Consider the following 23,082-nt stretch of genomic DNA (forward strand, 5'->3'; position numbering starts at 1 on the left):
TGCGTAGGAGAGAAAGAGATAAAAGCAAATGCTTATGCTTCTTCTTTATTTAAATTAGATTCAATATAATCAATCGCTTCTTGAATCGTGGTAATTTTTTCAGCTTTTTCATCAGGAATTTCTGTTTCAAATTCTTCTTCAAGAGCCATAACCAATTCCACAGTATCTAAAGAATCAGCACCTAAGTCATCAACAAATGATGCATCGTTCTTTAACTCTTCTTCTTTAACGCCTAATTGTTCAACAACAATCTTGCGAACACGCTCTTCAACTGTACTCATAACTTGATTTTCCTCTTTCGGTTGATAGAAATTTAAAAAAATTCCAGATTATTAAAATACAACTTCCACTTAACTTTGATTGCTTAATCACTGAAATTTAAAAGCAATCTCAAATACCAAACAACCAAAGTTAAATGGAAGTGGTATAGTTTATTCATTTATACAGATAACGCAAGTGCATTTAATCCATATACATGCCGCCATTGACATGAATTGTTTCACCCGTGATATATTTAGCACTTTCTGATGCTAAAAAAGCTACTGCTTCGGCTATATCTTTGGGATCTCCCAGCTTCCGCATAGGAATTCTTTTTAACATCTCGTCCTTTACCATATCGGGTAAAGCTGCTGTCATATCTGTATCAATAAACCCAGGCGCCACAACATTGACCGTAATTCCTCGACTTCCAATTTCTTGAGCTAAGGATTTACTGAAACCAACAATACCGGCTTTTGCTGCAGTATAATTTACTTGGCCTGAATTCCCACTTGAACCGACTACTGAACCTATAGAAATAATTCGTCCCCATCGCGCTCTAAACATGGGTTTTATACAAATTTTAGACATTTTGTATATTGAATTCAAATTTGTTTCAATTACCTTATACCATTCATCATCATCCATACGCAGCAGTAAATTATCTGCAGTTATCCCTGCATTATTCACTAATATCGAAGGAGATTGATTCTTCTCAACCAATTCACCGATTACTTTTTCTATTTGCTCTGAATTTGTAACATCTAGAACGAGCCCCTTTCCGGATAACTTTTCTTTTTCAAAATAGGCATTTATTGATTGAGCCCCCTGTTCAGTAGTAGCAGTGCCATAGACAAAAGCACCTTGCTGGGCCAATTTAACTGCTATTGCCTGACCTATTCCTCGGCTTGCCCCTGTTACTAAGGCAATTTTACCCTCTAAACTTGTCATTTATTTTCCTCTATAGAAAAAGTTATTTCTTTAGGCTGAACATGTCTCTCTACATCAATGTCATTTTAAGTGCTACTCATTCTACATTTCAGCATATCCCTTAAGCACTTAATTCGCCACACTTAGGCTAAGCAAATTGCTCCTCAAGTTGCTCTAAACTAATCGTATCGTAAACACTAATTGTATTTAAGCTTCTATCGATTCTTTTAATTAATCCGCTCAACACTTTACCTGGGCCACACTCCAGAACGAGCTCTATGCCACTGTTTTTAAAGAGTTGAATTGTTTCGACCCAACGCACAGGACTGTATAGCTGTTCTTTTAGTTTTTCGCGTATTTGCTGTGCTGATTGATAAAAACTTAAATCAACATTACTGACAACTTCAGTTGTTGGTTTTTTAAACTCTATTTTTGCAAGATAATCGGCAAATGATTCAGCAGCTTCAGACAATAGAGGACAATGACATGGAACACTGACTGGGATTACTTTAGCAAGACGTGCACCTTCCTCTTCAGCTAAGCCCAATATTCTGTTAACCGCTGGAGTATGTCCTGCTACAACAACTTGTCCAATTGCATTATAGTTTGCGGGTGTGACCACTTCATTTTCACGACTGGCTTGCTCACACAGTGCTTTTACTTGTTCATCGGTTAAACCAACGATTGCAGCCATAGCACCTAAGCCTAACGGGACTGCATTTTGCATTACTTGTCCTCTACGCGCTACTAAACACGCTGCATCAAACAATGATAATGCATCAGCACAAACCAAAGCTGCATACTCACCTAAACTATGGCCGGCCATGAGCGTTGGTTGCCCGACATCATGTTGCATCAATACCCTATATACTGCAACATCAGCTGTAAGCATTGCGACCTGTGTATGTTCTGTCTGATTTAATTTTTCTTCAGGTCCTTGTTGCACGAGTTTCCATAGATCGTAACCTACCGCTTCAGATGCTTCTGCAAACGTATTGACAACAATAGGATACTGCAACTCAAAATCAGCTAACATACCTACTGATTGTGAACCTTGCCCAGGAAATACAAATGCTGTTTTTACCATATCAAAAATAGCTCCGAACTAAAAAATTAATTCAAAAAATGAACTCAATAAAATTATTAATAACGAATTACCATAGCTCCCCAAGTCATTCCACCTCCAAAAGACTCAATCAATAATAATTCATCTCTTTTAATCTGATTGGTTCGAATAGAATGATCCAGAGCCAAAGGAATGGATGCAGCCGAAGTATTACCTTGACTACCAATAGTAACAATCACTTGTGACATAGGAAGGTCCAGTTTTTTAGCGATGGCTTGTATGATACGCATATTTGCTTGATGAGGAATGAGCCATTGAATATCAGATTTTTTCAAATGACTTACCTCTAAAACTTCATCAACAACATCACCCATAATTTTAACGGCGATTTTAAAAACTTCATTACCACGCATGGTAATCGTTGCACGTTGATTTTCAAATGTAGCATTACTCAGATTCAGTAATTTTTCTGCATCGTAAGAGGCATGTAGCACACTACCCATAATGCCTTGTCTGTCACTGGCACTTAAAACGACTGCTCCGGCACCATCTCCAAATAGCACGCAAGTTGCACGATCGGTCCAATCGACGGCTCTTGACATACTTTCACTGCCGATAACCAGAATATTTTTAGCAGCACCGGACTCGATATACTGTTTTGCAATATCCATTACATAAACAAAGCCACTGCATGCGGCGCCGACATCAAAAGCAGGGATGGGGCGTTTAATTTTTAAGGCATGCTGGACATAACAAGCAACCCCCGGAAAAAAATGATCTGGGGTACAGGTAGCAACTAAGATTAAATCGATTTCATCAGCATCCATACCGGAAGCACTTAATGCTTGTTCAGCAGCTTTAGAAGCCATATATGAGGTGGTTTCATGAGCTTGCGCCACACTACGACTACTGATTCCAGTTCTGGTGACAATCCACTCATCACTCGTATCCAGTATTGACTCAAGCTCGAGATTTGTGAGTTGCTTTTCAGGAATATAACTTCCAGTACCACGTATTACAGCATTTTTCATAACAGCAATCCCTGATTGATAAAATCATTTATTTGTACACGCACTAAATCAATCACGTTATTTTTAACTTCAAGAACTGCTTGTTCGATAGCATGTTGAAATCCTAATTCATTAGCACCGCCATGGCTTTTTACAACAATGCCATTTAATCCGAGCATGCTTGCGCCGTTATAACGAGAAGGATCAAAGCGTTTCTTAAGATGCTTTAATGCAGGTCGTGCAATTAAAGCAGAAAGTTTGGTATACCAGTTCCTGTTAAATGACTCCATAAGTAAACTTACAAAAAACTTTGCAAGGCCTTCGCTCGCTTTTAAAGCAACATTACCCACAAAACCATCGCAGACTACTAAATCAACTTCCCCAGTATAAAAATGATCACCTTCTACATAACCAACGTAGTTCATAACGTCACACTCTGCAAGCATGTGTGCCGTACGTTTCACTTGATCATTTCCCTTCATTTCTTCCACGCCGATATTCAATAAGGCAATTTTAGGCTTGGGCTTATTTGCTACCGCTTGAACTAATGCAGATCCCATTACGGCGAATTGGAATAAATGTTCCGCACAAGAATCAACATTTGCACCCAAATCAATCACCCAAGTCCTACCACGCATAGTCGGTAACTCAGAAATAATTGCGGGTCTATCGATTCCGGGTAAAGTTTTTAGAACATAACGTGCTGTAGCCATAAGAGCGCCAGTGTTTCCGGCACTGACACAAGCTTGCGCCATTCCCTCTTTCACCAAATTAATGGCTACACGCATGGAAGAATCTTTTTTATTGCGCAAAGCATGCGAAGGCAATTCGTCCATAGTCACCACTTCAGAAGCATGGACTATGGAAAATTGATTTGAAGAAGCCACTCCATGCTTTTTTAAAAAAGCATGAATTTTATCGTGAACTCCAACAAGAATGAGTTTCAAATCAGGATTATTATTTGCTGCGCGAATACAGGCAGGAATCACAACATTCAAACCATGATCCCCACCCATCGCATCAATTGCAATGGTGATATTTTTCAAGAAAATTACTCTTGTTCGTAAACAGTATCAGTGTCAATAATCTTTCTACCACGATAATAACCATCTGGAGTCATATGATGACGAAGATGTGTTTCGCCTGTAGTTTCATCCACAGAAAGTGTTGGCTTTGTCAAAGCATCGTGCGAACGACGCATGTCACGACGAGAGCGTGATTTTTTATTTTGTTGTACGGCCATTGTATTACTCCTAAACAAATTGCATTCATAAAGCGGGAATATTAGTGTTAATTAGATAAAATTTCAATAAAATTCATTTTTTTCCCACTAAAATTTGGTTTATTTCACTGCTGCAATCATTAATTTCAGGATGAAACTGTGGCGCATAGAGATGTAACTCATCAATCAGCATATCTTCCAAACTCACCTGCAAATTTTCAGAAACGATACATTCATAATGTTCCAGTATCTGCTCTGCCCTCTCATCATTACGACATACAGCAACTACTGTCATATTATCGTATGGAAATTTAAATTCGTCCAGACAGCGTTGACATTGTGTTGGCAAATCGCCTTTAACATGAAGATGAATAAGATAAAAATCTTCTTTTGCTTCAACATGATAAGTCACCTCAAGCTGACAGGAAGTAGTAATGAAATTAGGTAAACGTTCACTAAGTGTCACTGTCTTAGTTTGTTGCCCTTGTTTAACCATTTCTTGTAAGTGCAGCATTATTGTCGTATCCTAAAGAGTTATAATTTGTATAAGAATTTTCAGAATCGTAGCCTGGACATGAGAGCCTCGCTCATTTGCCCCCATCACGAGCATAGCGAAGGATGACAGCAACTCCACTCACTTAGGCTACGATTCTCGAAAAATAGAATATTAAGCGGTATCTCAATTTTATGAAAGCTAAAGTTATAGTTGGAATGTCTGGTGGTGTGGATTCTTCTGTTGCGGCCTGGTTATTGCAAGAAGCAGGCTATCAAGTTGAAGGCTTGTTCATGAAGAACTGGGAACAAGATGATAAAGATGGGTTCTGTCCTGCAGCACAAGATCTTGCTGATGCCCAGGCAGTATGCAATCAATTGCGCATTCCGCTGCATACAGTTAATTTTTCAGAAGAATATTGGCAAAGAGTTTTCACTCATTTTTTAAATGAATACGAAAAAGGAAGAACGCCCAATCCTGATGTATTGTGTAACAAGGAAATCAAATTCAATGCTTTTTTAAATCATGCATTAAGCCTCGGAGCAGATTACATTGCAACAGGACACTATGCTAAAAATAAAATAGAAGGCGATATTGGGCTCTTATATAAAGCAAAAGATCGCGATAAAGATCAAACCTATTTTCTTCACGCAGTTAGCCCGAACGCTTTGGCCAAAACTTTATTTCCTATCGGAGACTATACCAAGCCAGAGGTGAGAGAATTCGCGAAAAAACTGGGCTTAGTAACACAAGCTAAAAAGGATTCGACGGGGATTTGTTTTATTGGCGAAAAACGATTTAAATCCTTTTTGCAGGAATTTATTTTAGCGCGACCAGGCGAGATAAAAAGCACGGATGGCAAAGTTTTAGGACAACATGACGGATTAATGTTTTATACTTTAGGCCAACGGCAAGGGCTTGGAATTGGTGGTTTACAAAACTCAACCGATGATCCTTGGTATGTGGTTGATAAAGAAGTAGCTACGAATACTTTATATATAGCTCAAGGCAGCCAACATCCCATGCTCTATGCACAAGGCCTGATTTGCGGTCCAATCCACTGGTTAGCTGATTGTGCGGATAATTTACCGCTGACCTGTTATGCCAAGACACGATACAGACAGGCAGAACAAGGCTGTATTATTTCGCCTCAGAATGAAAATCAGCATTATGTAATGTTTTCAAATCCACAAAGAGCAGTTACACCGGGTCAATATGTGGTTTTTTATGATAAAAACCAATGCCTGGGTGGAGCTACTATTGAACAGATTATACGATAATTACGTTATAATTATATTATAACTATGGGAGTTAAAATGGCTGCTATTGATATATCCCCAACTACTAGCGACATCCACTTTTCTGTGAGCGCAGCAGACAAAGTGGCTGAACTCATAAAAGAGGAAGATAATTTCAAATTAAATCTACGTGTATCCATTACAGGCGGAGGTTGTTCCGGGTTTCAATATGGATTTAGTTTTGATGAAGAGATCAACGAGGACGACACTGTCATTGTTCAACAATGCTCAGATGGTGTGTCTTCAGTAAAACTTCTTGTTGATTCAATGAGTTACCAATATTTGCATGATGCTGAAATTGATTACGTTCAAGGCATCCAAGGTGAACAATTTGTTATTCGTAATCCCAATGCAAAAACCACTTGTGGATGCGGTTCATCATTTAGCATTGATGATGAGGATGATTATTAAAATAATTTTTAACCACGTCATCCCGAGCTTAGCGAGAGATGACGTGGTTAGAAGCAGAAATCAGTACGGTTTAACAACGACTTTTGTTCCTATTTTTATAAAATGCTTACTAAGCCAGTAAGCATCGCTAGGATGCACACGTATGCAACCATGACTCGCATTATAATTTGGTACCTCATAAGAACCATGTACCGCATAATACTTAGTAAAAAACATACAATAAGGCATAGGTGAGCCCCCCTTACCTACCGGGTAACGTGAAGATTTGCAACCCGCCCCTCCTTTACTCCATATAGTGAAAACGCCTATTGGAGTTTTACATCCTCTATGGATGTCTGGACAATATCGTCTACCTCCAGATCCTCTGCCAGTACGTACTACTTTTCCGTTTGAATCAATCGCTTTCCAAGTCAGTGTGTTGGGATTGAAAACAAAGGTATTCGCTAAAGCAGAAGAAGAATAAAAAAGAAAGGCGAACAGTAGAATGAATAAAGAATAAGCTAATGGTGATAAGATAGAACTTTGTTTTTCCATAATAAATTCCTAAGATTTATCCATCGTCACCTTAATTTTAGATTATTTTTTAACCAAAACAAATTAATTTTAAGCAAGATTGAGATATTTGTTCTACTATTTTAATGAAATGATTACAAAAGGTATTCAATCATGACTAAACAATTGCAGGCAGCTTTATACATTTTTTTAGGATGTACCCTTATTTCTTTCACATCAAACGCTGAAGATACATCCAAGAGTACAAGCACGGGTACAACTACGGGCACAGGTACAAGTACAAGCACAACTACAAATACTAACGGTGCTGCATCCTCTGACAGCTCAATGGAAATATCCAAAGATAGCTGGTTAAAATCAGTAACCCCTTTATTGCCCGATCTCATTTGCAAAGGATTTGAAAATGACCCTCAGCTAAAAAAACGACTAGATGACATCAAAATGAACTATGATAAGTGCATCGCTGCAATTCCTGAAAGCGTCAGTAAATGCCAACAACAATTGTATGGAAGCATTCCTGATAAAATCAATAACGACAGTGCAGCTGTTTGGGGAAAATCACTTGGTGAATGTATTGGTAAAGATTTTGCACTAAAATATTTAATCCCTAAAAGCTAATGAAGGACTAACGAGCCGATAAATGCAAATAAGTTCGGTACCAGCATAATCCCCGGATTATAATCTCGTGTAATCCGGGTTATACCGAGTCAACCCTCCTCCCAATAATTAACTCCTGATTTCTTATTGAGAAATGCGACAAACTCTTGGTGCAATTCAAGCTCTTTAGTATCGGCGGACAAAACTATTGGGTTTGCTAACTGAAGTGCTGCAATTTCTTGGGGTCTGATTTTGGTAGAGATGGAAGCCTCTTCAACTTCTGCAAATAAACTGGTTTGACCACCGGTCATAGCCAGATAGACGTATGCAAGAATCTCCGCGTCGAGTAGCGCGCCATGAAGTTCGCGATTGAAGTGATCGATTCCAAATCGTTTGCATAAAGCATCTAAACTGTTTCGTTGTCCGGGGTATTTATCACGGGCTAGGACTAAGGTGTCAATAATTGTGCAAGAATCTTCTAATCTTTTGTTCCATTGGATGTGTTTAAATTCTGAATTTAAAAATCCGACGTCAAAAGGTGCGTTGTGAATTATGAGTTCAGCACCAACAATAAAACTCCAAAATTCGTCTGCTTTTTCTTCAAATAATGGTTTATCTTGTAAAAACTCATTACTAATTCCATGGACACGAAAGGCACCTTCATCAACCAGGCGTTGTGGATTAAGATAAACATGAAAATGTTTCCCTGTTAATTTTCTATCAAATAATTCCACGCAGCCAATTTCAATAACACGATGCCCCTGCTCATGCCCTATACCTGTAGTTTCAGTATCTAAAACAATCTGTCGCATGATTTACTCACTTAACTCTTCAATTGCTTGATTGGCCAATGCATCAACTAAATCATTTTCTACATGACCCGAATGCCCTTTTACCCAATGCCATTTTATTTGATGACGTGACGCCAATTCATCGAGTAATTTCCAAAGATCTGCATTTTTTACAGGTTCTTTTTTAGAGTTACGCCATCCATTGAGTTTCCAATTAACTAACCATTCAGTCATGCCTTGTCTCAAATATTGAGAGTCAGTATAAAGATTAACGATGCAGGGACGTTTTAAGGCTTCCAACCCCTTAATTGCCGCCATAAGCTCCATACGGTTATTGGTAGTATGTGCTTCACCACCATATAACGTTTTTTCCTGTCCCTTATAACGAAGTAATACGCCCCAACCACCAGGCCCTGGATTTCCTTTACATGCACCATCGGTATAAATTTCAATAGTCACTTTGATCCCTAATCTTAATTCCACAAATGCAAAAATGGGGTTTTAAATTCCTCATTCAAAATTTTTTGTTTGATTATGGAAATATCTGGTGCAAAAAAACGATCTGTATCATAGGGGGCTACATAAGAGCGTAAACGTTGATGAACATCTTCCAATAATGCAGATGATTTTAAAGGTTTATAAAATTCCACTCCTTGAGCAGCTGCTAGCAATTCGATGGCTAAAATAGTTGCCGTATTGTCATTCATATCATGCAATCTGCGGGCAGCACTGGTTGCCATAGAAACATGATCTTCTTGGTTCGCAGAAGTAGGAAGGCTATCCACTGAGTGGGGATGAGCAAGCGCCTTATTTTCACTAGCACAAGCCGCAGCAGTGACATGAGCAATCATAAATCCTGAATTCAATCCACTCTCTTTGATAAGGAAAGCGGGTAAACTACTAAAGTTTTTATCAATTAACAATGCAATACGCCGTTCGGAACTGGCTCCTATTTCAGCAATTGCCAAAGCAAGGTTGTCAGCGGCCATAGCTACAATTTCACCATGGAAATTGCCCCCTGAAATTATTTGCTCTTGCTCACTAAAGACGAGCGGGTTATCAGAAATTGCATTCACTTCTACTTGCAAGGTTTCTCTAACAAAACGAATTTGATGCAATATCGCTCCCATAATCTGTGGTTGGCATCTCAATGAATAGGGATCTTGAACACGCGAGCAGTGCAAATGGGCTGCACGGATCTCACTCCTGCTTAAAAGCTCACGGTAGCACTTTGCTACATCGTACTGGGCCCTATAACCACGAGCTTTTTGTATCCGCTCATCAAATGGAACATCACTGCCATTTGCCGCATCAACAGATAAGGCGCCCGCGATGAGTGCCGTTTCAAACAAACTTTCTGAGGCAAACAAGGCATTTAAAGCAATTGCGGTAGACACTTGCAGCCCATTTAGAAGCGCTAGACCTTCTTTTGCTTCCAACTCAACGGGTTTTAAACCCGCAATCTTCAGTCCCTCAAGAGCAGGAATAATTTTCCCTTGATAGCGTACTTCGCCAACACCGAGTAAGGGTAAAGACATATGCGCTAGAGGCGCTAAATCACCTGAAGCACCTACTGAGCCTTTAGAAGGGATACAAGGATAAACGTTATGGTTATATAAGGAAATCAACGCCTCGATCAGCTCCAGCCGCACGCCAGAATATCCTTGCGCTAAGTTATTTATTTTAAGCAGTAAAATTAATTTAACTATTTCATCAGAAAGTAACTCACCAGTACCACATGCATGGGACAGCACAATATTGCGTTGTAACTGTTTCAGGTTTTCTTCTGAAATGGTCTGATTTGCTAATGATCCAAAACCGGTATTGATCCCATAAACTGTTTTTTTTTCATGAATTACCTTTTTAACCGTTTGCCGTGATGCGTCAATCCGCTCAAATGCTTCTTTAGGAAGAGCACAAGGTAATTGCTGATTTAAAATATGTCTAATCGATTGCAAGTCCAACTGACCAGGTTGAAGAAGAAATGGCTCTTGCATTAACGTATCTCCTTAGAGTAAGTTGGAATTGCTCCCAATAGATCGCCATACCAACTACTATTTATAATATTGTGTCACCAATAACCACACCAAAAATCCAATCTACGCTTCCATGGGTAACCAGAGTGCATTTTCTTTAGCGCATTTTTTTGCAATTTCATAACCAGCATCAGCATGACGCATGACCCCAGTAGCAGGATCGTTATGGAGTACTCTTGCTAAACGCTGCGCTGCTTTTTCTGTTCCATCTGCAACAATCACCACTCCTGCATGTTGGGAAAATCCCATACCTACACCACCGCCATGATGAATGCTAACCCACGTTGCGCCACTTGCGCAATTTAATAAGGCATTGAGTAAAGGCCAATCAGATACAGCATCACTTCCATCCATCATCCCCTCGGTTTCACGATTAGGGCTTGCAACCGAACCTGAATCTAAATGATCACGGCCTATTACGATTGGTGCTTTAACAGCGCCTGTGCGGACCATTTCGTTAAAAGCCAGGGCGAGACGCGCTCGATCTTTTAGTCCAACCCAGCAGATGCGTGCGGGTAATCCCTGAAATGCGATTTTTTTCTTGGCCATATCCAACCAATTATGCAAGTGCTTATTATCTGGAATAAGTTTTTTCACCATTTCATCCGTTGCATAGATATCTTCGGGATCCCCGGATAAAGCAACCCATCTAAAAGGTCCTATTCCTTCACAAAATAAAGGGCGTATGTAAGCAGGTACAAATCCTTCAAATTTAAAAGCACTTTTCTCACCGGCTTCATAAGCCATTTGTCTTATGTTATTACCATAATCAAAAACAGGAATGCCTCTTTTTTGGAATTCAAGCATCGCATGTACTTGTAATGCCATAGATTCTTTTGCTGCTTTAACAACCTCATCAGGCGCTGACTTTCTCAATTGAGCCGCTTGCTCCAAAGTCCATCCAGCAGGCAGATAACCGTTTAATGGATCATGGGCACTGGTCTGGTCAGTTACTAATGCTGGAGAGGCTCCTCGTTGCACCAATTGAGGGAAAATTTCAGCAGCATTTCCTAAAATAGCAACGGAGATCGGCATCTTGTTCTGACAAGATTCGTTTATCCAGCTTAGGGCTTCTTCTAAATCCGTCGTGTAACGATCCAAGTATCTGGTTTTAATACGTTTTTCTATTCGTGAAAGGTCACATTCAACTGCCAATACACTGGCTCCAGCCATAGTTCCCGCTAGGGTTTGAGCACCACCCATCCCCCCTAAGCCACCGGTTAAAATCCAACGCCCTTCTAGATTTCCTGCGTAATGTTTACGCGCTGCAGCAACAAAAGTTTCGTAAGTCCCTTGCACAATCCCCTGTGAACCAATATAAATCCAGCTGCCGGCAGTCATCTGTCCGTACATCATTAAACCTTTTTTGTCTAATTCATTAAAATGTTCCCAGGTAGCCCAACGAGGAACCAAATTGGAATTAGCAATAAGCACCCGAGGTGCATCCTCATGTGTTGTAAAAACACCTACAGGTTTTCCCGATTGAATTAATAGTGTTTGCTGATCATCTAAGGTCTTTAGCACTTCAACAATCTTGTTGAAACACTCCCAGTTGCGAGCCGCTTTCCCTAAGCCGCCATAAACAATTAGAGAATCTGGGTCTTCTGCTACATCGGGGTCAAGATTATTGCACAACATGCGAAGTGCTGCCTCAGTAAGCCAACTTTTAGCTTGTTTCTCTTTGCCATGATTTGCTCTAATTACTCGATTTGACTTGTATTCTTCCATTAAGAATGCTCCATAATGAACTAAAAATAAATGCATCATACACTAGACCTATTTCAGCGCAAAGATACAATTTCAGTATTAGAAACACAGAGGAAAACAGCCTCATTTCTTTGCATGTGTTTTTAGTAATGGGATTCATAAGAATCCCCAAAAGACAGAGCCTTTTGACCATTAAAAGCACATATTGTCTACTAATACCTAAGCTTCTATGTTATACTTCGCCTTACGTTAACCAACCATGTAAGTACAGTGCATACCTCCTCTGAAAAACATCCAAAGTCACTCCGTATTTTTTTTGCCACTGAAATGTGGGAACGATATGGTTTTTATGTAGTTCAATCTCTTTTAGCACTTTATTTAGCCTTACATTTTAAATGGCCTGACAAACAAGTTTATGCCTTAGTAGGTTCGTTTACTGCATTGACTTATCTTTCCCCTGTAGTCGGAGGATGGATAGCCGACAAATTAATCGGTCAAAAAAGAGCTGTTTTACTTGGTGCGATTGTGCTCTTTTTAAGCTACTGCATCTTATCGTTAGTGGATAACACCACGATGCTTACGGCATCGCTGGCTGCGATTGCTGTAGGAACTGGCTTACTGAAGCCCAATATCTCTTCACTGTTGGGTAATGAATATCTAATGAGTTCTGCACGTCGTGAGAGTGGTTTTACCATTTTTTATATGGGAATTACCACCGGTATTATTTTAGGAACTACTCTGCCTAGTATTCTCAATGAGAATTTTGGTTGGGTCGCATCATTTACCAGCGCTGCAATTGGCATGGTGATTGCCTTTTTTGTATTTTTTTATGGGATCAAAAAATACAACATCCGAGATTATAATCCTTTTGTTTTTCAATATAAAAAGATCATTGCTGCTGCTGTACTCATCGTATTTCTGTGGTCATTATCTTTTTATATTCTCAATTCCCCACAATTAGCCAATATTATTTTTGGTCTGGTTGTCATATTCTCTGCCGGCTACATTTTATACTCAGTAAGCGGGGAAAATGCGAATCAATCGCGACAAACACTGGTCATTGGCTTATTGTGTATTATTTCGGTGGTATTTTGGTCCTTTTACTTTCAAATGTTTATGTCATTAACTCTGTTCATTTCGCGAGTTGTCGAACCCACATTTTTTGGTATCCAATTTCCGGCACCGTATTATGTGACCATTCAAAGTGTCGGCATGTTACTTGTAGGCTATTTTCTTGCAAAGAAAAATCCAAAACTTAACCTAATCGAACGTGGCTTAAGTATTGGAAAAAAGTTTCTGCTTGCTATATTTATCATCACTGCAGCCTATGCTGTGATTGCATTAGTCAGTAATTTCACTGACAAAAATGCCTTACTTTCCCCACTTTTAATCATCCCAGCTTATTTAATGTTTTCTTTAGCCGAGCTTCTTTTGTCTCCGGTAGGATTATCTGCAATTACTTTGTTAGCGGATAAGAATAAAGTAAGTACTTTGATGGGGATCTTTTTCGTTTCTTTAGGAATTGGTGGATTTTTATCAGGCAAGCTAGCCTCATTAACGGCGATACCTTCTGGTGAAACAAACATCACGGTACTAAAAACGCTCTACGCCGCTGCGTTTGCGCAACAACTGGGAATCCTGTTTATTGCGGCTTTATGCTGTTTGGTTTTGTTTGCAGTGATTAAATTTTTATTAACTCATGTGCACTTAACTGAATAATCCTATTTGGGGTGAAATAAAGAAGGCCCGTTTATTTCATCCCATCAATAAAAACAAGATGATGTTTCTTGATAATTCAATCAATTACATCTAAAAGAACAATACGAACGGTTTCAACCCTTTTTATATAGAGAAAATACTGCTATCATTCAGCGCTTTTTATAAATGATTCACTTACTTATGTCAGATCAAAATCCAATATTAACAAAACTATTACAACTACTTGATGATAACCAAGCCATTGACGTTAAGGTAATTGATGTTCGAAAGCAAACAACAATTACTGACTATATGATCATTGCTTCAGGACGTTCATCCCGCCATGTCAAAGCCATAGCGCAAAAAATGATGGAAGATATGAAGGCTTACGGCTCGCCTGCTATGAATTGTACCGGTTTGGAAACTGGTGATTGGGTTCTTATTGATTTTAGCGACTTCATAGTTCATGTCATGCAGCCTGAGTACCGACAATATTACAATCTAGAGGGTCTGTGGGAAGAACACTCCAAAGACTAAATATTTTGATTCATTCATTATGTTAAAAATTACTCTCATTACTTTAGGTAATAAAATGCCCGACTGGGTTACTGAAGGATCGAATGAGTATGCCAAACGCTTTAATGATGGGATTCAGCTAAAAATCATCGAGATCCCTCTAATTCGTCGCAGCAAATCATCGGACTTGTCGCGGATTATGGAAAAAGAGTCTGCTTTAATGAGAGAGGCTTTACCTAATAACGCACGAATTATTGCTTTAGAAATCGAAGGTAAGACGTTTAGTAGTGAAGAGTTAGCCCTTAAAATATCTCAGTTGAATCAAACAACCAGCCACCTCTGCTTTTTAATCGGTGGACCTGAAGGCCTTTCAAAAGACATTCTAAAATTATGCGATGAGCGTTGGTCTTTATCCAAACTCACCCTTCCTCATCCCCTAGTACGTATCGTATTACTCGAAACCTTATACAGAGCCTGGTCGATTATTAACAATCATCCTTATCATAAGTAGTAAGTGTAGCCTGAATGAATTCTTTATAAGCTTTAGGAAAAGATTTACCCCTCACCCTAACCCTCGCCCCGTTGGGGAGAGGGTTAGGGTGAGGGGTTTTTAAACAAAATTTCTTTATACTGGGCTACCCGTATTTTAAAATATGAATAAAACCTCATAATGCCAAGTTTCCACAGCGCTACACCCAGCTAGAATGCTAGTAAACATTCGGATTTTAAGTTACTATGCAAATCTTTGAGTCCTGCTTAACTGACTGTGCGTCAATGAGTTATCAATCTTTTAAAAATTACCGAACAGAATCCCTACACCAACTCTTTAGAATTAAATTGCTGGTAGCCTTTCTTATTATTTTATCTTTAATTCTTGTTTTAAGACTCGCTTTTCTACAAATTTCTGAATTCAAAAAATATCAAACACTCTCTTTAAAAAATCAAATGAGTGTTATTCCTATCGCCCCACCTAGAGGCGTAATTCTTGATAGAAATGGAGTATTGCTTGCAGAAAATATTCCTGTCTATGTTTTGGAAATTATTCCTGAACATGTCAAAAACATGGATAAAACGTTAATTGAACTACAAAAACTAATTCCTTCCATCTCTGAGGAAGATATAAAAAACTTTAAACGAACTCGAAAACAAAATCGATCCTTTGTCCCCATACCCATTAAGTTAAAATTAACTCAAGAAGAAGTCGCGCTTTTTGCTATAAATCAATATCATTTTCCAGGTGTCAGTATTAAGGCACGCCTGATGCGCCATTACCCTTTAGGCGAAATGACGGCACATGTTTTGGGTTATGTCGGTCGAATTAATATTGAGGAATTAAGGGCAGTCGATCCTACTAATTATCGGGCTACAAACTTTATTGGTAAGGCGGGTATCGAAAAATACTACGAGGATGTACTGCATGGCAAAGTTGGATACCAAATGGTAGAAACCGACGTCAGCGGACGGACACTCAGGGTCGTTGATAAAATTAATCCTCGTTCAGGAGCAAAACTCTATTTAAGTATCGATGTTAGACTCCAGCAAGCAGCATATGAGGCGCTAAAAGACAAACGAGGAGCCGTGGTCATGATTAACTCCAAAAATGGAGAAGTTTTGGCCATGGTGAGCTCTCCTAGTTTTGATCCTAATATTTTTGTAGGCGGGGTAAGTTCTAAAGATTATAAAAAACTCTCTAATACCTTACAAAGACCTTTATTCAATCGTGCGGTAAGGGGTGTCTACCCACCCGCCTCAACAATCAAACCATTTGTGGGTTTAGCAGGCTTAGATAAAGGTTTTATCACCACAGCAACAACCATTTATGATCCGGGAAGATATAAACTTCCCACGGCCAGCCACATTTACCGAGACTGGAAAAAAACAGGGCATGGAATGATTAATTTTAAACGTGCAATCACCGTATCTTGTGATACCTATTTTTACCAGCTAGGAAATAAAATGGGTATTTCCAATATCGAAGACATGCTTGTTAAATTTGGTTTAGGCCATTTAAGCCATATTGATCTTTATGAAGAGGCATCAGGAATTGTACCCAGCTTACGTTGGAAAAAACAAACTAAAGGAGTGCCCTGGTATCCTGGGGATACTTTAATCTCATCTATAGGTCAAGGTTTTATGCTGGCTACCCCCCTACAGATGGCTAATGCAACAGCCTCTTTAAGCCAGCATGGACAACGCTTTAGACCTCATTTATTGACGAAAACCGTGAACAGCGATAGTGGTGAGGTCAAACACTATAAACCTGTTGAAGAATACCCAATTTACCTGAAAGATGAAGCAAATTGGGATATTGTTGCAGATGCAATGCATAGTGTATTAACCAGTAATGAAGGTACAGGTTATCGCTTTGGACGTAATCCCCCCTACCCGGTTGCAGGAAAAACAGGTACCGCACAGGTATTTAGCGGTAGACAATATGAAAAAGCAAAATATGAGGACATCCCCGAAGCATTACGCGATAACTCCTTGTTTATTGCATTCACTCCGGTTGAAGAGCCTGAAATTGCACTTGCAGTTGTTGTTGAGAATGATGTTGCAGCCTCAACGGTTGCACGCAAAGTTCTCGATACTTACTATCAACTTTATCCGATGAAAACTCATGAACAGACGCCACAGTAAACCCGTTTATCGTTTTACCACCAAATCACTCCATTTAGATTTTCCTTTATTGGGGTTATTGCTCGTATTAATCAGTTTTGGCCTGTTAATATTATACAGCGCTTCCAATGCTAATTCAGGTATGATTTTACGACAATCCATGAGACTTATCTTTGCATCACTCATCATGATTGTGCTTGGTTTTATCCCGCCTCATAAATATAAAATATGGACTCCATGGATTTATAGCGTCGGGTTAACATTATTAATTGCAGTAATGCTCATGGGTAAAATTGGGAAGGGAGCGCAGCGCTGGCTTGAATTGGGCTTATTTCGCTTTCAGCCCTCTGAAATAATGAAACTGGCAGTCCCGATGATGGCCGCATGGTATTTCGACCGCCAGACTCGACCCAGTAGTTTTAAATCGCTTAGCATTGCCGGACTCATAATTTGTGTCCCCGCCCTTCTTATTGCCAAACAACCCGATTTAGGGACTGCAATTATGGTGGCTGCTGCTGGCTTATGTGTGGTATTTTTAGCTGGAATTCGTTTTAAGGTGATTTTATTACTTATGCTCCTGGTTGGCGCTGCGATTCCAGTGGTTTGGCATGTCATGCATGATTATCAAAAACAACGCGTTTATACACTGCTTGACCCAGAACAAGATCCCTTAGGGTCAGGGTATCATATTATACAGTCTAAAATTGCCATCGGCTCAGGGGGGCTTGCCGGCAAAGGTTGGCTGCAAGGAAGCCAATCACATCTTAACTTTTTACCTGAGCATGCGACCGATTTTATCTTTGCAGTAACTAGTGAAGAATTTGGATTCGCAGGAGGGTTCGCTATTATAGCCCTGATTGTTTTAATTTCCCTAAGAAGTCTAAATATCGCCTCAAATGCCCAAACGACTTATACTCGCCTCTTAGCAGCAAGTCTTGCGATGTCATTTTTTATGTCGGGTTTTGTAAATATTGGCATGGTTATGGGGATTATTCCAGTAGTGGGTATTCCTTTGCCTTTAGTCAGCTACGGTGGTACGGCAATGGTTACTTTTTTAGCGAGTTTCGGGATCTTAATGTCCATTAGCTCACACAAGATTTTATTCAATAGCTTACACTGATGTACCTTCATCCTGAGCGTAGGGAGCGATCTCCCATAGAATAGCACTGTGCTACTGCAGGGAGCTCCCTCTCTAAGCTCGGGATGACGGGGATTTCAGTGGTGAAAGACGCTGCACCACTCAGCCTCAGTTTATTTTTACAGCAATGCGGCAACTGGTTCAAAACTTCGACGATGAATCATGCACGGGCCAAGTCGATTTAATGCTTCCCGATGTGCCACTGTTGCATAACCCTTATGTCCAGCAAAACCATATCCGGGATAAATCGCATCAAGCGCTGTCATTTCCGCATCTCGGAATACTTTGGCAAGAATGGAAGCAGCACTAATTTCAGGAATCAAATCATCACCGTCCACAATTGCCTTACAGGGAATACTTAATTTGGGGAGATGTAAGCCATCAACTAATACTTGATCAGGCCGGATTGGCAAAGCTTCAACTGCTCGTTGAATTGCCAGCAATGTAGCATGATGAATATTCAACGTATCGATTTCATCCACTTCCGCCCTGCCAAATGCGTAAGCTAAGGCCTCTTCTTTTATTTGCGCAGCTAACAATTCCCGCTTTTTCGCACTCAATTTTTTTGAGTCGGCAAGCCCAGCTATAGGCTTTTTTAGAATAACTGCCGCAGTAACCACAGCACCTGCCAAAGGACCACGTCCTACTTCATCTACTCCAGCTATAAGCATAATATTTATCTCATTTTTAAATCAGTATAGTCTTGGGCTTTAAGGTCGGCTAATAATACTCTTTTAAAATTGATTTATCATCCTGGAAATGCGATCATTCGCACAAATAATTAACATATAGACATTGATGAGTAAAATTCGTTGCGCAGTAATTGGTGTAGGTTATTTAGGTAGATTTCACGCACAAAAATATAAACTCCTTCCAAATGCCGAGTTAATTGGGGTTTGCGATCTGAATCAGAAAGCATTAGACGGCGTATCACAAGAGTTGGATGTCCCAGGCTATAGCGATTATCGCGACTTATTTGGCAAGGTTGATGCAGTAAGCATTGCCGCCACGACCAATAAGCATTTTGAAATTGCCAAAGCATTCTTGGAACATGGCATCCATGTATTAATTGAAAAGCCAATCACTGAAACAATAACTCAGGCCGAGGAATTAATTCATCTTGCCAAGAAAAACCATGTAAAATTGCAAGTAGGACATCTCGAACGCTTTAACTCTGCACGACTCGCTTTGGATGAATATTTAGATACGCCTTTATTTATTCAATCAGAACGTTTAGCTCCATTTAATCCTCGTGGTGCTGATGTTAACGTGATTCTTGATATAATGATTCATGACATCGATTTAATTCAAAATATAGTAAAAAGCCCCATTGCCTCAATCCAAGCCCATGGGACACCCGTAATTACTCAAGCAATCGATATTGCCAACGCACATATTACATTTGCTAACCAGTGCGTCGCCAATATTACGGCGAGTCGAGTGAGCTTTAAGACAGAACGTAGGACAAGAATCTTTCAGCCTAATTCGTATCTTTCAATCGATTATCAGCACAAAAAATTTGCCGTTTTTAAAAAAGGAGAGGGTGAACTATTTCCTGGTGTTCCTGATATCATTCGTGATGAAAAAGAATTTGAAAAGAGTGACGCTTTGCTTGAAGAAATAAAATCGTTCATCAAGTGCATTGAAGAGGACAGTATTCCTTTGGTTACTGGTGAAGATGGCCGTCTTGCGCTTGAAACCGCTGAGACCATTACCTCGCTCATCCACAATAATTTAATAGAACGACATGCAAAAATCTAAACGAGTTGTCATTATTGCTGGTGAAGAATCAGGTGATGTTCATGCATCCGTTTTAATTCGGCAATTAAAAGCCACCTATCCTGATATTGAGATTAGTGGGATTGGTGGTCAACATATGCAAGAAGCCGGAGCGCACGTAATTTCTGATTTAGCCCGCTTTGGTGTAACAGGACTTACAGCTGTTATTCGTCACCTTAATGTAATCCGCAAGGCATTTATCGCCATTAAAAAACATTTAAATCAACAAAAACCAGATTTACTTATTCTTGTCGATTACCCAGGCTTTAATTTGAGGCTGGCTAAATATGCAAAGCAAAAATTAGGTCTTAAAATTCTTTATTACATAAGCCCACAAATTTGGGCGTGGAAAGCAAATCGTATTCATCTAATCAAGAAATGCGTTGACCACATGGCAGTTATATTGCCTTTTGAAAAAACTATATACGAAAAAGCCGAAGTTCCAGTCAATTTTGTTGGCCATCCTTTGGTAGAAAAAATAACATCTGTAGACAGCAGCCAAGCGCAACGAAACGCTCTAGGCCTGCCCCAGGATGCACACATTTTTGCGCTTCTTCCTGGAAGTCGTACAAACGAAATCAAATATCATATGCCCATCCTGCGTGATACCGCTCAAATTTTGCAGCAACGTTATCCTAACTTACATTTTGTAATCCCTATTGCCGATACAATTAATCCAGATACGATTAAACATTATTTTTCGGATATGCAGCTATCGATTAGCTTTGTCCAAGGTAAAGCAATAAATTGTATGGCTGCTGCGGATTTCATCATAGTTGCTTCAGGTACGGCCTCTCTTGAGTGTGCCTTATTAGAAAAACCTATGTGTATTATTTATAAATCCTCTTTTCTATCTTACGTATTGGCGATGAGATTTATTCGCGTCAAATTTTTTGGTCTGTGTAATCTTTTGGCGAACAAAATGATTGTGCCAGAGTTTTTACAATACGACTGTAATGCTCATGAATTAACTCGCTATATTGATCATTTTTATAATGATCCCGAGCAACCTACAAAAATGATTTCGCAATTAACCAAGGTAAAGAAATCATTGTCCTCTGAAAAATCTGATCGCTCATTATTTAGTCTTGTGGTGGATGAATTGCTCGAAAATAATGCATAGTTTTCTCTTAAAGATATAGAATATCAATTATCCTTCATGTACAATTAATTTTGCTTTCATTTTAAATGTTAGCAATTGGAATGTGTGATTTAATTAATAATAAGGAAGTTAAGATGACTGTCATTGAAACACCTGATACTACTCTAAACATGACTAAACAAGACCAAGGTCTACAAGATTTAGTCTACAATCTAGTCACTCGTTTTCTTGCTGAAAACAAGACCAAAAACATCGATGATCTTTACGACATGATATTATCTGAGGTTGAGCCTCCATTACTGCAAGCAGTTATGGAAAAACGTCGTGGCAATCAACTGCAAGCTGCTAAGATGCTAGGTATTAGCCGTGGCACAATCCGTAAGAAACTGCAAAGATATTTTGGAACTAAATATTTTCGCTTAACTGATGAATAATAAATATTAATTATGCTAAAAAGGCTCGAATATCGAGCCTTTTTTTTGCAGTAGGTAAACCAGCTTTTAAGGATTTGTAATGAAAAAAATAATCTATCTAACCCCTCTAATTGGCTTACTATTAGCTTCCTGTGTCACTGATAAACCGGATGTCATTGCAGATGATGCAGGTAACTTACATTACACAACGCCCTATCAAGACGATAAACGTGGTCGCACAGCTTTTCCTGTGAAACGAGATGTTCAAGGAAAAAAACTCTTTGTTTTTGATCCCAAAGCTTATGCATGGGCAGCTTATGATGCGCAAGGAAACAGAGTAATGACCGGTAGTGCCTCTGGCGGAATGGATTATTGTGATGACATTCATGAATCATGTAGAACAGTTACAGGAACCTTCCATGTATTCAATAAAAAAGGAGCTGACTGTAAATCCAATGAATATCCTATTGCTCGTGATGGCCATGTGATAGGTGGAGCCAAAATGCCTTATTGCATGCATTTCCATGACGGTTATGCAATTCATGCGGCTTATGAAGTACCTAAATACAACAGCAGCCATGGCTGTATTCGTGTTTTACCTGGGGCGGCAAAATGGCTTAATGAAAATTTCATTGATGTAGGAACCACGGTATTAGTACTCCCCTACGCATAATCACCACATAATCCTGGGAAAACTGTAAAAAGAGACATTTCCCAGGATTTTATAGAAAGATAAACAGCATAGTACGCTAGAGCTTGCCAAGAGAGTAAAATAAAAAAATATGGGAAAATCACATCAGATTGTTGCCTGTATTCAATGCAGCCTCTTGAGTAGATTTCTCATAACAACAATGATACTTATCAGCAGTGAGATGAACATCGTTTTTGGCCTGTTAAATTTTAATATGCGAATCAAAGTTTGGCCGTGCGATAACAGTCCCACCCTCCGGTATCACTTTAAATTCAAACAACTACTATTGAGGTATTATTGGTTCATACAAAAAAGAGATTTAATCGCTTGCCCAGTTTCCCCCATAGTTTTGAACAAAACATTTTGCTCTTCCATTTTTCGCACACAAAAATTTAGTCTTTTTTTAAACTCACCCGATTCATCATGCAATTCCTGCCTGATCTTTTGTATCAGTAAATATATTTCTAAATCAGTACTACTTTTATTTGTGTCTAAGAAGGAAATCAACTTCTTTGCATCAGCCAAGTGTGTTTTTCTTGTCAGCACATTAAATCCATAAGGTATATAATCATGCATTATCGACTTAACATTATCTCTGATAGATAAATCTTGATCCCAAGAAAATGCAGAGGAGAACAATAATCCTTTTGTAAACATATTAACTCCTTTTAAATATACAATCTGTATTTTATTTAAAATACTTGATCTGTATTTCCTTGTAAATATCTATTTTAAAAGCAAGGACATTTGCCCTACTGGCCGAGAAGCAGCGGTGATTTTACTCGTCATTTTGAAAG

General features: G+C 39.2%; 26 protein-coding genes. 12 read left to right on the forward strand and 14 right to left on the reverse strand.

What is annotated here, in order from left to right:
- Positions 1-32: 32 nt before the first annotated feature.
- The 7 genes from acpP to OQJ13_RS01595 all read right to left on the reverse strand — a co-directional run bounded on the left by acpP (position 33) and on the right by OQJ13_RS01595 (position 5,000).
- Positions 33-281, reverse strand: a complete 249-nt coding sequence (gene acpP / locus OQJ13_RS01565) for an acyl carrier protein (protein WP_003631752.1) — start codon at positions 279-281, stop codon at positions 33-35.
- A 181-nt stretch (positions 282-462) separates the two neighbouring features.
- Complete coding sequence (fabG, locus tag OQJ13_RS01570; protein WP_265708701.1) at positions 463-1,209, reverse strand: 3-oxoacyl-ACP reductase FabG; 747 nt, start codon at positions 1,207-1,209, stop codon at positions 463-465.
- Between the two features lie 127 nt (positions 1,210-1,336).
- Positions 1,337-2,275 carry an ACP S-malonyltransferase gene (gene fabD, locus OQJ13_RS01575; RefSeq protein ID WP_265708703.1) on the reverse strand — a complete coding sequence of 313 codons (939 nt, stop codon included), beginning with the start codon at positions 2,273-2,275 and terminating at the stop codon, positions 1,337-1,339.
- A gap of 56 nt (positions 2,276-2,331) precedes the next feature.
- Positions 2,332-3,285, reverse strand: a complete 954-nt coding sequence (locus OQJ13_RS01580) for a beta-ketoacyl-ACP synthase III (protein WP_265708705.1) — start codon at positions 3,283-3,285, stop codon at positions 2,332-2,334.
- Positions 3,282-4,310: a phosphate acyltransferase PlsX gene (gene plsX / locus OQJ13_RS01585; RefSeq protein WP_028380382.1), complete on the reverse strand. Its 1,029-nt coding sequence runs from the start codon at positions 4,308-4,310 to the stop codon at positions 3,282-3,284. The genes OQJ13_RS01580 and plsX overlap by 4 nt, the downstream gene beginning before the upstream one ends.
- Before the next feature lie 5 nt (positions 4,311-4,315).
- Positions 4,316-4,507: a 50S ribosomal protein L32 gene (gene rpmF, locus OQJ13_RS01590; RefSeq protein WP_028380381.1), complete on the reverse strand. Its 192-nt coding sequence runs from the start codon at positions 4,505-4,507 to the stop codon at positions 4,316-4,318.
- Between the two features lie 73 nt (positions 4,508-4,580).
- The gene (locus tag OQJ13_RS01595; RefSeq protein ID WP_265708707.1) at positions 4,581-5,000 is read right to left on the reverse strand and encodes a YceD family protein; all 420 of its coding nucleotides are present in this window, start codon (positions 4,998-5,000) and stop codon (positions 4,581-4,583) included.
- Positions 5,001-5,173: 173 nt separating this feature from the next.
- Here OQJ13_RS01595 and mnmA point away from each other — a divergent pair, with 173 nt between their 5' ends.
- Positions 5,174-6,259, forward strand: a complete 1,086-nt coding sequence (gene mnmA, locus OQJ13_RS01600; protein ID WP_265708708.1) for a tRNA 2-thiouridine(34) synthase MnmA — start codon at positions 5,174-5,176, stop codon at positions 6,257-6,259.
- A gap of 36 nt (positions 6,260-6,295) precedes the next feature.
- A complete protein-coding gene (gene erpA / locus OQJ13_RS01605; protein ID WP_028380378.1) occupies positions 6,296-6,688 on the forward strand; it encodes an iron-sulfur cluster insertion protein ErpA in 393 nt (130 codons plus the stop codon).
- A 60-nt stretch (positions 6,689-6,748) separates the two neighbouring features.
- Here the strand turns inward: erpA and OQJ13_RS01610 are convergent, their stop codons facing one another.
- Entirely contained in the window at positions 6,749-7,222 is a 474-nt protein-coding gene (locus tag OQJ13_RS01610; protein WP_265708709.1) for a L,D-transpeptidase, read from the reverse strand.
- Positions 7,223-7,354: 132 nt separating this feature from the next.
- Between OQJ13_RS01610 and OQJ13_RS01615 the strand changes: the two genes are divergently transcribed.
- Positions 7,355-7,819 (forward strand): hypothetical protein, encoded by a 465-nt coding sequence (locus tag OQJ13_RS01615; protein ID WP_265708710.1) that lies wholly within the window; start codon positions 7,355-7,357, stop codon positions 7,817-7,819.
- Between the two features lie 89 nt (positions 7,820-7,908).
- Here OQJ13_RS01615 and dnaQ read toward each other — a convergent pair whose 3' ends face one another.
- The 4 genes from dnaQ to hutU form a co-directional block, all read right to left on the reverse strand.
- Positions 7,909-8,610: a DNA polymerase III subunit epsilon gene (dnaQ, locus tag OQJ13_RS01620; RefSeq protein ID WP_265708711.1), complete on the reverse strand. Its 702-nt coding sequence runs from the start codon at positions 8,608-8,610 to the stop codon at positions 7,909-7,911.
- Positions 8,611-8,613: 3 nt separating this feature from the next.
- Complete coding sequence (gene rnhA, locus OQJ13_RS01625; protein ID WP_265708713.1) at positions 8,614-9,048, reverse strand: ribonuclease HI; 435 nt, start codon at positions 9,046-9,048, stop codon at positions 8,614-8,616.
- Between the two features lie 14 nt (positions 9,049-9,062).
- Positions 9,063-10,586 (reverse strand): histidine ammonia-lyase, encoded by a 1,524-nt coding sequence (gene hutH, locus OQJ13_RS01630; RefSeq protein ID WP_265708714.1) that lies wholly within the window; start codon positions 10,584-10,586, stop codon positions 9,063-9,065.
- 102 nt (positions 10,587-10,688) lie between these two features.
- Complete coding sequence (gene hutU, locus OQJ13_RS01635) at positions 10,689-12,353, reverse strand: urocanate hydratase (protein WP_265711869.1); 1,665 nt, start codon at positions 12,351-12,353, stop codon at positions 10,689-10,691.
- 249 nt (positions 12,354-12,602) lie between these two features.
- Here hutU and OQJ13_RS01640 point away from each other — a divergent pair, with 249 nt between their 5' ends.
- The 5 genes from OQJ13_RS01640 to rodA all read left to right on the forward strand — a co-directional run bounded on the left by OQJ13_RS01640 (position 12,603) and on the right by rodA (position 18,282).
- Positions 12,603-14,051 carry a peptide MFS transporter gene (locus tag OQJ13_RS01640; RefSeq protein ID WP_265708715.1) on the forward strand — a complete coding sequence of 483 codons (1,449 nt, stop codon included), beginning with the start codon at positions 12,603-12,605 and terminating at the stop codon, positions 14,049-14,051.
- A gap of 180 nt (positions 14,052-14,231) precedes the next feature.
- A complete protein-coding gene (gene rsfS, locus OQJ13_RS01645) occupies positions 14,232-14,567 on the forward strand; it encodes a ribosome silencing factor (RefSeq protein WP_028380370.1) in 336 nt (111 codons plus the stop codon).
- Positions 14,568-14,586: 19 nt separating this feature from the next.
- Positions 14,587-15,057, forward strand: coding sequence for a 23S rRNA (pseudouridine(1915)-N(3))-methyltransferase RlmH (gene rlmH / locus OQJ13_RS01650; RefSeq protein ID WP_265708717.1), 471 nt, complete (start codon positions 14,587-14,589; stop codon positions 15,055-15,057).
- Between the two features lie 263 nt (positions 15,058-15,320).
- Positions 15,321-17,183, forward strand: coding sequence for a penicillin-binding protein 2 (mrdA, locus tag OQJ13_RS01655; RefSeq protein WP_265708719.1), 1,863 nt, complete (start codon positions 15,321-15,323; stop codon positions 17,181-17,183).
- Positions 17,164-18,282: a rod shape-determining protein RodA gene (gene rodA / locus OQJ13_RS01660; protein ID WP_265708721.1), complete on the forward strand. Its 1,119-nt coding sequence runs from the start codon at positions 17,164-17,166 to the stop codon at positions 18,280-18,282. The genes mrdA and rodA overlap by 20 nt, the downstream gene beginning before the upstream one ends.
- A gap of 137 nt (positions 18,283-18,419) precedes the next feature.
- Here rodA and rnhB read toward each other — a convergent pair whose 3' ends face one another.
- A complete protein-coding gene (gene rnhB / locus OQJ13_RS01665) occupies positions 18,420-18,971 on the reverse strand; it encodes a ribonuclease HII (RefSeq protein WP_265708722.1) in 552 nt (183 codons plus the stop codon).
- Positions 18,972-19,098: 127 nt separating this feature from the next.
- Between rnhB and OQJ13_RS01670 the strand changes: the two genes are divergently transcribed.
- From OQJ13_RS01670 to OQJ13_RS01685, 4 genes are all read left to right on the forward strand, one after another.
- The gene (locus OQJ13_RS01670) at positions 19,099-20,061 is read left to right on the forward strand and encodes a Gfo/Idh/MocA family protein (RefSeq protein ID WP_265708724.1); all 963 of its coding nucleotides are present in this window, start codon (positions 19,099-19,101) and stop codon (positions 20,059-20,061) included.
- A complete protein-coding gene (gene lpxB / locus OQJ13_RS01675) occupies positions 20,048-21,202 on the forward strand; it encodes a lipid-A-disaccharide synthase (protein ID WP_265708726.1) in 1,155 nt (384 codons plus the stop codon). Before OQJ13_RS01670 ends, lpxB begins: the two co-directional genes overlap by 14 nt.
- A 113-nt stretch (positions 21,203-21,315) precedes the next feature.
- On the forward strand, positions 21,316-21,615 hold the full coding sequence (locus OQJ13_RS01680) for a helix-turn-helix domain-containing protein (RefSeq protein WP_265708728.1): 300 nt from the start codon (positions 21,316-21,318) through the stop codon (positions 21,613-21,615).
- 79 nt (positions 21,616-21,694) lie between these two features.
- Complete coding sequence (locus tag OQJ13_RS01685) at positions 21,695-22,267, forward strand: L,D-transpeptidase (RefSeq protein WP_265708729.1); 573 nt, start codon at positions 21,695-21,697, stop codon at positions 22,265-22,267.
- Positions 22,268-22,579: 312 nt separating this feature from the next.
- Here OQJ13_RS01685 and OQJ13_RS01690 read toward each other — a convergent pair whose 3' ends face one another.
- Positions 22,580-22,942 carry a hypothetical protein gene (locus OQJ13_RS01690; protein ID WP_265708731.1) on the reverse strand — a complete coding sequence of 121 codons (363 nt, stop codon included), beginning with the start codon at positions 22,940-22,942 and terminating at the stop codon, positions 22,580-22,582.
- Positions 22,943-23,082 lie beyond the last annotated feature (140 nt).

The organism is Legionella sp. PATHC035 (assembly GCF_026191115.1).
Classification (GTDB): Bacteria; Pseudomonadota; Gammaproteobacteria; order Legionellales; family Legionellaceae; genus Legionella.